Source organism: Actinomyces ruminis, from assembly GCF_002154335.2.
Lineage (GTDB): Bacteria > Actinomycetota > Actinomycetes > Actinomycetales > Actinomycetaceae > Actinomyces > Actinomyces ruminis.
In genome coordinates this window covers 1-8,421 of sequence record NZ_MTPX02000086.1, presented here as the reverse complement: position 1 = coordinate 8,421, position 8,421 = coordinate 1, and the positions used below count along the sequence as shown (strand labels likewise).

The 8,421-nt window shown below is 57.7% G+C and carries 8 protein-coding genes; 1 reads left to right on the top strand and 7 read right to left on the bottom strand.

Annotation, left to right across the window (positions count from 1 at the left end; genetic code table 11):
- Positions 1 to 252: 252 nt before the first annotated feature.
- The 6 genes from BW737_RS15260 to BW737_RS19090 all read right to left on the bottom strand — a co-directional run bounded on the left by BW737_RS15260 (position 253) and on the right by BW737_RS19090 (position 6,021).
- Positions 253 to 1,740 carry an FGGY family carbohydrate kinase gene (locus BW737_RS15260; protein ID WP_086616054.1) on the bottom strand — a complete coding sequence of 496 codons (1,488 nt, stop codon included), beginning with the start codon at positions 1,738 to 1,740 and terminating at the stop codon, positions 253 to 255.
- Positions 1,733 to 2,296, bottom strand: coding sequence for an SIS domain-containing protein (locus BW737_RS15255; protein ID WP_180272258.1), 564 nt, complete (start codon positions 2,294 to 2,296; stop codon positions 1,733 to 1,735). Before BW737_RS15255 ends, BW737_RS15260 begins: the two co-directional genes overlap by 8 nt.
- A 67-nt stretch (positions 2,297 to 2,363) precedes the next feature.
- Positions 2,364 to 3,929 (bottom strand): sugar ABC transporter ATP-binding protein, encoded by a 1,566-nt coding sequence (locus BW737_RS15250; RefSeq protein ID WP_086616052.1) that lies wholly within the window; start codon positions 3,927 to 3,929, stop codon positions 2,364 to 2,366.
- A gap of 5 nt (positions 3,930 to 3,934) precedes the next feature.
- Positions 3,935 to 4,954, bottom strand: coding sequence for a substrate-binding domain-containing protein (locus tag BW737_RS15245; RefSeq protein ID WP_257210929.1), 1,020 nt, complete (start codon positions 4,952 to 4,954; stop codon positions 3,935 to 3,937).
- 57 nt (positions 4,955 to 5,011) lie between these two features.
- Positions 5,012 to 5,680, bottom strand: coding sequence for an ABC transporter permease (locus BW737_RS15240; RefSeq protein ID WP_257210928.1), 669 nt, complete (start codon positions 5,678 to 5,680; stop codon positions 5,012 to 5,014).
- Positions 5,662 to 6,021, bottom strand: coding sequence for an ABC transporter permease (locus BW737_RS19090; RefSeq protein WP_257210927.1), 360 nt, complete (start codon positions 6,019 to 6,021; stop codon positions 5,662 to 5,664). The genes BW737_RS15240 and BW737_RS19090 overlap by 19 nt, the downstream gene beginning before the upstream one ends.
- Positions 6,022 to 6,164: 143 nt before the next feature.
- Between BW737_RS19090 and BW737_RS15235 the strand changes: the two genes are divergently transcribed.
- Positions 6,165 to 7,130, top strand: coding sequence for a sugar-binding transcriptional regulator (locus tag BW737_RS15235; protein WP_180272257.1), 966 nt, complete (start codon positions 6,165 to 6,167; stop codon positions 7,128 to 7,130).
- 462 nt (positions 7,131 to 7,592) lie between these two features.
- Here BW737_RS15235 and BW737_RS15230 read toward each other — a convergent pair.
- Positions 7,593 to 8,421 (bottom strand): ROK family protein (locus tag BW737_RS15230; protein WP_143233417.1); only part of this gene is annotated, 829 nt, incomplete at its 5' end.

Below are 8,421 nucleotides of genomic sequence, written 5' to 3'. Positions count from 1 at the left end.
CCCACCAGCCCCCGAATGGTGCGCAGGTCGCGCTTGAAGTCCGTCAGGCCTCCGGCCTTGAGGATGGAGGGATTGGTGGTGACCCCGATGAGGGGGAATATGTCCAGGGCCCGCTCCACCCGATCCAGACGGGCGTCATCAATAACAAACTGCAAAAGAGAGACATCCCCTCCCATGCGAAATCTGACAACAACGTTCGCTCATGTCAGGACAACCAGTGAGTCGCAACATCCGCATATGTAACGCACCAACTCAGAAGTCGCGTCTGTCAATCGCCTCGGCAACCCGGCAAGCATTCAGATACGCAGGCTTGATAGACGCCCAGCTTGCCGAGCCGACAGGACGCACCACGCGCGCCGAAACCGGACGATGATCGCGCACGACATCCATAACCGACCGCTGCCCCATAACCGCGAGCGCCTGGAGACACGCACCACGAGCCGTCGCTTCAGGTTCCTCAATAAGTTCAACCGGGCGTTGTAGAAGCTCCGCAAGACTACGAACATACGCCGGAGAACGAGCGCCGCCCCCAATAGCAATCACGCGCCCGCTGGTAGGCGCACCGGAACGAGCCAACTCATCCAGCCCTCTGAGCATACCCGCGAGAACGCCCCGAAAAACGCCCGCCGCGAATGCAGACCTCGACGTCTCACCGGTCAGCCCCGTCATGACCCCAGCCGCCTTAGGCAAAGAAGGAGACCTCTCCCCATCGAGATACGCCGCGAACGCCGGAATAGGAGCGCGTCCATCCACCTCGAGCGCAATTCGATCAAACTCCTGTACGGAAACACCTAGCAGCGCCGCAGCCCAGTCCGTCACCTTCGTCGAGTTGAGCGTACAGACAAGAGGAAGCCAACCGCCAACCGCGTTCGCCACGCAATTAACCATCGTCCTTGGATGCTCGAGCGGCGCCTCCGCAGAAGTGATCACGACACCCGACGTGCCAAGACTAAAAACAACATCGCCGGTATCGACGCCAAGCCCCAGAGCGGCAACATGTTGGTCGCCCCCACCAGCGCCGACCGGAACACCGACTGGAACACCGAGAGCCGCCGCCGCCGCAGGCGTCACCACGCCGGCTGAGCTCGACGGGCCGAGAACTCGGGGGAAAAGCGTCCGCCACCCCAATGCCGCGTCGAAACACCGGTCCAGTAGATCAAAATCATAGACGTTATCCACCGAGTTGAAGTAGCCCGTCCCAGACGCCTCAGAACGATCAGTAACATAGTTGCCAGTCAGCTTGAAATTAATGAAGTCGTGCGGCAAAACGACATGCCGAGTATGCACGACATTATAAGGCTCCTCCGCCAAATACCAAGCAAGCTTAGAAATAGTGAACGCCGGCGTCGGAACAGAACCGACACGTCTCGACCAATCCACTTCGTCAATCCGACTTAGCAACGGCGCAAGATAGTCGGCAGTCGACGTATCGTTCCACAGCTTGACCCTCCTGATAGGGTCCCCCTGGGCATCCAGCGGGACCATCCCGTGGCACTGGCCTGCGACCGAGATGGCTCCGACACGGGTAAGATCTACATCCGACGACAACGATCTAAACCCATCGACAACCGCTCTCCACCAGTCATTCGCGTCTTGCTCTGACACGGGAGGTGAAGTCCCCTCCAGAGGCACTCTAACGCGACCAACAACCGCGAAACTAGCCGCATCTCTCACTTCTACAGTGCATGACTGCGTCGACAAATCAATACCGATAACGAAAGACTCCACCGACTTATCCATCTTCACTCCGAAGTCCCGTCATGAGACCCGACGACTTGCCGACCGCGCCCGCAGGATGAATCGCGAGACTATCGGCGACCTGCCAGTCATGAATCTCCATGAGCGCTCGCGCAAGCGCATCGCCCCAAAGAGCCGCAACCAAGCTTGAACCCATCGCAAGAGTGTTCGCAGGGTCCGCGCCGTCAAGTGTTGTGAGAGCGACAAACACGTCACACTCGCGGGCGAGGCTACATGACCGTTTTTCTCCGACCCCGACAATCACCGAGCCCTTTCTCTTCTGAATAGCACATAACCTATTGACCTCATCGGACTCGCCGCCCTTAGAAATCGCAATCACGACATCCTCCGGCTCAATTGACCCCATCGTTCCATGAAGACCATCCATCGGATGCACGAAAAACGCCGGCGTGCCGGAAACAGACAGCAAGTGGGCGAGCCGCCTCGCCACCATTCCCGACGTACCAGAACCTATCACAACGACTTTTCCATGGGACGACTCTATGAGTCTTGCGACGTCAACCAGCTCACTTCCTATCTGCCTTACCGCGTCACTCACCGCATCCGCCTCGATCCTCGCTCCTCGCAGCGCAACATCCAGGCAATGGTCCGCATCAAAATACGCCCTACCACTTGTCGCCAAAATCGACACCTCCAATAGCATCCGGACCATGCGCATCACTCCACGCAAGCTCACGTAACATCGGGACGGTCAGCGCGCCGGCTGGCAACGGCCCCTCTGCGACACGACCGTCAACAAACACGATTACATTGTCAGCAAGCTCGAGGATCTCCTCCTCTTCTGACGAAACCATAACGATCGACTGATGCTTGGAATGTGCTAATTCCCTCAATAGACGATGAATCTCGCTCTTCGCCCCGATGTCCACTCCTTTAGTCGGCTCATCCAAAAGCAAAAGGGTTGGATTTTGCACGAGCGCCTTTGCCAGGACAACCTTCTGTTGATTCCCTCCAGACAACGATATGATGGGAGCATTCAGATCTCCTTTCACGTTAAGCTGCTTGAGCAACTCCGTGATCTGGTTCCTCAGAGCGCCCTCCCGCAAGAAGCATCTACGAGTAAAACGTTCTAAGACAGGGAGGGCTGCGTTTCTAACGCAGTTCATTTGAGGCACGATTCCGTCGCTCTTACGCTCTTCAGTCAGAAACGACACACCATGCCTCATTGCCTCCGCAGGAGAACGGGGCAGAAACGCACTACCGTTGATCTCGATAGATCCTGCCATTGCCGGCTCAATTCCCGCCAAGGCGCGCAGCATCTCCGATCTACCAGAGCCTCCAAGCCCGTACACACCTAGAATCTCACCTTCATGTGCGGTAAACGAAACACCATGAAGCGCACCGCTCCGCAATCCACTTACCTTCAGTACCGTCGACCGTTCAACACCGTCGCGTGAATGGCTGTCATTCCGGCGGTCAGCCTCGTATTCCTGGCCGGCAATCGCCGCAACTACTTCATGTCGATCGGCGGACTCGACGGCAGCGTCGATGACGATCTTGCCGTTCATCAGAGCGACAATCCGGTCAGCGACGTCGTAAAGCTCGTCGAGCTTATGATCAACTATTAAAACACCGACCTGACGTTCGGTAGCTAGTCGGCGTATATACTTAAGCAGCGCGGCGACCTGATCTCCTTCGAGTGCAGTGGTCGGCTCATCGAGCAGAAGGTATCTCGTACCTCGGCTCAATGCGATAGCGATCTCAAGCAGTTGACGTACGGCAGTCGAATAAGTTCCGACTTTTGCATCGGGATCGACATCAAGACCGAAGCTATGAACAAGATCTAAGGCTTTCGATCTCATCATACGCTGATCAAGCATGCCCTTAGAACGCAACTCCCTGCCGAGCCATACGTTTTGTGATACCGTTAGGTTACCGAGCAATGACAACTCTTGGTAAACCGTCGACACGCCGCAATCAATCGCGTCAGACGGCCCCTGGAAATGCACTTCACGCCCGTCGATCAGCAGTTCGCCGGACGAAGCCCTATGTGCTCCCGACAGCACCTTCAACAACGTCGACTTACCCGCACCATTGTGGCCGACTAGGCCAACGACTTCGCCGGGGCGTATTTCAAGCGAGACGCCCAGCAGAACCCGGTTGCCTGCGTAGTCCTTGGTGATGTCAAGAGCCTCAAGCCCACGAGTAAGCGTCGTACGACCATCGGTCATGGCTGTTAGCCCACCTCGCCCTCGCCCGGCGTCTGTCCGGACACGAACATCTTAAGAGGCCGAAGGATCTCTGACTCTACAGACTCCCCGCCGACGTAAGCGGCGATTTGCTCTACGACCCGCTTTCCGTAGTCCGCCGGCTCCTGGGCAACACACGCCGGGTAGTTGTCCGTTAGTGTGACGCTAGGCGCACAAAATCCGTATACCTTGACGTCACGGCCCGATGCCTCGACCGCCTCCTTAGCTCCTTGAGCGGCCGGTCCCGTCGAAGCAAAGATCACGTTCATATCCGGGTTACCCTGGAGCATGTCGGTCGTTACTTCGAGCGAGTCTGTCGCTTTTACGTTGCCGTCGACAGTGGCGACAATTTCAGCATTCGGATTCTGAGAAATCGTCTCGGTAAATCCCTCGTCGCGAATCACGACAGGAACCTCGTCGGGCTCAGTCACGAAACCGATATTCAGCTCCGCGTCGGTGCCCATATCCTCCAGAACTTGGGTTGCGACATCGGCCCCGCCAGCATGGTTATCCGCTCCAAGATACTGCACGATCGTCGCATTTTGAGCGTCGAGAGCGTCTTCGTCCACAATAACATTGACCGTGAATACCGGCACACCGGCGTCGTTCGCTTCTCTAACGATTGCTGCCGCCGGCTCAGACTTGACGGGATTCAGCGCGATCGCGCACGGAGACTTCTGAAGTGCAGCCTGCGCCTGCGCAAGCTGTTGTGCATCGTCATCCCCGGCGATTTGTACCTCGGCAGTGAAGCCGTTCTCCGCGGCCGCGGTTTCGAATCCCTCCTTCATGGAAACGTAGTATGGATTGGTCTGGTTCGGCAGAAGCACAGCGATTGTAGGATTGTCACTCGAGCACGACTCAGGGAGGCTCACTGCGGTCGAGCCGCCTTCTGACTCGTTGGTAGAACCCGTTCCTGTATCAACCGCGCCTGAACACCCCGCCAATAACGCTGTGACGGTTAAGGTGGCGGCTACCGCCGAGTTCATCTTGACATGCTTGGACGACATTATCATTCTCCTTTACGACAGGTGTGTGGCCGCTCGCATAAACTCATTGATCACGATTCAACTCATCACTTCATCACCGTCGGCCTCCCGTCGTTCGGCTTTTGCTCGCAGTCTCTTCCAGAACGCCAACCTTCGGAGACCTGCTTTATTCGTGTCCAACAACACGCCAATCAAAATGATCACGCCGATAACCAGTGGCTGCCAATAAGAGTCCACACCGATGACGTTCATTCCGTTTGATACTTCCGCAATCAAGATCGAGCCGATGAATGCCCCGAGTATCGTCCCAACGCCCCCAAACAGAGACACACCGCCAACTACCGCCGATGCGATTGAGTAAAACTGTTCGGTTCCAGAACCGGCAGTTGGGTATCCAACCATCAGGCGTGAGGTGGTGATGATTCCACCGAATGCCGCACATATCCCCGATATTACGTATACAAGAATGGTGTTACGGGCAATCGACACGCCGGCGAGCCTCGCTGTCTCCCGGTTGCCACCGATCGCGTATATATGAACGCCAGTTGGAGTCTTGTTCAACAACAGACCCACAAGGATCGCCGCAATCACCACCATGATGATGGGCACAGGGACGTTGAATATCGACCCACGTCCGAAGAATGCGAACATTGGCTCGGTTACCGTGACTGATTTCGCTTGTGTGAGGATCTTTGGAATCGAGGCTGAAATCCCGAAGGTCGCGAAAGTCACGATGAACGGAGGCATGTTCCGTAGTGGACCATTACTCCATTGAATGCGCCGACAGCTACGCCAGTCAACACCGCAATTAATGCGCCCAGCCACCAACTGACGCCGGCTTGCATGGCCAAGGCCGCCATCATTCCAGTGAGTGCGATGTTGGACCCGACGGATAGATCAATACCGCCCGTTAACAAGACGCAGGCTTGACCTATGGCGAGAAACGTCACGACCGAGCCGTTAAGCAATAGCACGCTGAGGTTGCTTGGGGTGCGGAACTCGGGAGAGATGCTCCCCATAATCACGGCAACGATAGCGACGACAACCAGAACGCCGATCTCCGGGGGGACGCGTCTGACCTTTGACATGGTTGCTCCTTAACATCCAAGCGGCTCCATCACCGCCGGCAAGGCCGATGCTAGCTTGCGCTCTTATGATCGCGCAAGTGTTTGTGGTATGCTCATTTGAGCGCCCGATGGCGGCAGCCCGGACCCGAGGATGTGAGTTTAGATTGAATCGACAGCGCCATCTGGACCCCAATGAGGTCCGGGTTTTGGTTGCAATTGCAAGGCGTTTCTACGTTGACGGGGCCTCCAAGGTCGAGCTTGCAAGCGAGTTCGGCGTGTCCCGCTTCAAGGTTGCGAGACTGCTCGATCAAGCTCGCTCTGAAGGTGTCGTTAATGTAACGATTGAACATCCGTATGGCGGCGACGCTGTGCTCGCCTCGGATGTCGCTGAGCACCTTGGGGTCGGCGAGGTCTATCTGGCGACGGCAAGTCCCGATGTCGTCAGGGAACGCGAAGCCTTGGGAGCGACGGCCGCCAAGTATTTAACCTCCTCCGCATCCCGTGGGGATCGGATTGGCTTTTCATGGGGGCGAACTCTTTTGCCGATGGTTCAGCACCTCGGAGAGCTACCGGACGTGGAGATTGTCCAGATTTCGGGCATGGTTGGAAACGATCCTCGCCTATCTCCGATTGAGATGTTTGCGCAACTGTCCTCGAATCGACGCTTCACTACCAAGGCACTGTTTGCCCCGCTTTTTTCTACGACACCCTCATCGGCCGAGTCAGCTCGCCACGAACCGGCGGTCGCGGACATACTAGGACGGCTGCAGGAACTCGATTTCGTTTTCTTGTCGGTGGGCTCATGGAACCCCCCGATCAGTCAGCTCATTGATCACCTGAGCCAGGACGACATTCGGGAACTGAACAATGAGGGCGCAGTCGCTGAGGTAGCTGGGATGTTTTTCGATGACGACGGCAATTATCTTGACGTGCCGTTGAATGACCGCCGTATTTCGATGTCACTGCAGGAATTGCGCTCCGCTAGGCATGTAGTCGCCGTCGCTGGGCAGGCCGGTAAGACTCGCGCAATCCGCTCTGTCTGCGCATCGGGTGTTATTGACTGCCTCATTACGACAGATGAAGTCGCCTCAATGCTCTTGGATACCACGCCGGTGCCGCATCGGCGTTGACTGTTGCATTCTTGTTCTCATGGGACCATGTCGAATCTGGACTAGGACACCATCCTGACGTCCGTATGTGTGTGTCTGCCAAGCAGCGCTTGCGTATGTGTAGCGCTGTTTCGCCCGCCGCTTGGTCATTGGAACAGCAGCTCCGCGGCACCGATGATGCCGAAGTCGTCTCCCAGCTCATCCCGGCGGAAGTAGGCCGGGGAGTTGTCCCTGTTGTGGCGGTCGAAGTAAGCCAGCACACACGGGGGCAGGGGAGAACTGGTCTCCGAAGTTCAGTAACCCGCCGCCGAACACGTAGCAGTTGATGTTGAGTATGGCGGATACGTCGTAGATCCACAGCGCCAGATAGCGGGAGCCGTAGGACATCAGACAGCCGCATGTCAGCCCGTGATCGAGTGACGATCATGTGCCCGGACTCCCCGGCCCATCCATAGCGCCCGCGGAAGAGCTTGCCATCGATGATCATGCTGAGGCGATCCCCGTGGATACGGGGCAGTAGAGCATGTGCCGGAAACCGCGACCGGCGCCATAGCGGTGCTCAGCGAGTGCCCCCGCGTGGGCGTCGTTGTCCACAAGAACGCGAACGTTACCGCCCAGGCGGTCCTTCAGATACTGACGGGCGGGCACGTCCCTCAGCAACGGCAGGTTGGTGGTCTTAACGATGTGTCCCTCCTCGTAGTTCACGTAGGAGGGCACGGCGACGCCGATCCCCCGCAGATCGCTCATCTCGGTGCCGACCTCACCGGCGAGTTCCAGGCAGGCGTCGACAATGCCGTCGAGGAAGGGCTTCGGGGCGAGTGCGGCGTCTGAGGGGAATTGGATACGCCGGACGAGGGCACGTTCGCCGTCGAATATACCCAGAGCCGTCTTGGTGCCGCCGACGTCGACGCCGATGGTGTAGCCGGTCCTGGTGGGTAGTCCGGGCGCGTCGAAGAAGGGACGTGTCTGCGTCTCCTGTGAGCGCGCGGCAGCGGTTGTAGGCGTTGGCGTTGGGGCCAGCATGTCGGTCATGGCGACTACCTCATTACGATCATTCAAGGTCATAGTCACGGGCCTCTTTGCAGCCGCGACGTATGGGTTCAAAGTTGTGGGTACGGGTGACGTCGGCCGAGGCGCCCACCGCCCCGTTGCGGAAGGGCAGCCTCGGCCGGTGAACGGGGCGATGCCCCAGGGCTCCTCAGGCGATGCGGGAGTGGAGAAGGCGGCCAGATAGTCGGCCGCGAAGGCGTTCACCGCCGATTCCACCTGGGGCAGGGCCAGCATGGCGTCCAGCACGTCCGCCCCGATGGTG

Excerpts from the sequence above, each read along its gene's own strand:
- BW737_RS15240 (WP_257210928.1), bottom strand. The coding sequence starts at position 5,680 with ATGCCTCCGTTCATCGTGACTTTCGCGACCTTCGGGATTTCAGCCTCG.
- BW737_RS15250 (WP_086616052.1), bottom strand. The coding sequence starts at position 3,929 with ATGACCGATGGTCGTACGACGCTTACTCGTGGGCTTGAGGCTCTTGAC.
- BW737_RS15260 (WP_086616054.1), bottom strand. The coding sequence starts at position 1,740 with ATGGATAAGTCGGTGGAGTCTTTCGTTATCGGTATTGATTTGTCGACG.
- BW737_RS19090 (WP_257210927.1), bottom strand. The coding sequence starts at position 6,021 with ATGTCAAAGGTCAGACGCGTCCCCCCGGAGATCGGCGTTCTGGTTGTC.
- BW737_RS15245 (WP_257210929.1), bottom strand. The coding sequence starts at position 4,954 with ATGTCGTCCAAGCATGTCAAGATGAACTCGGCGGTAGCCGCCACCTTA.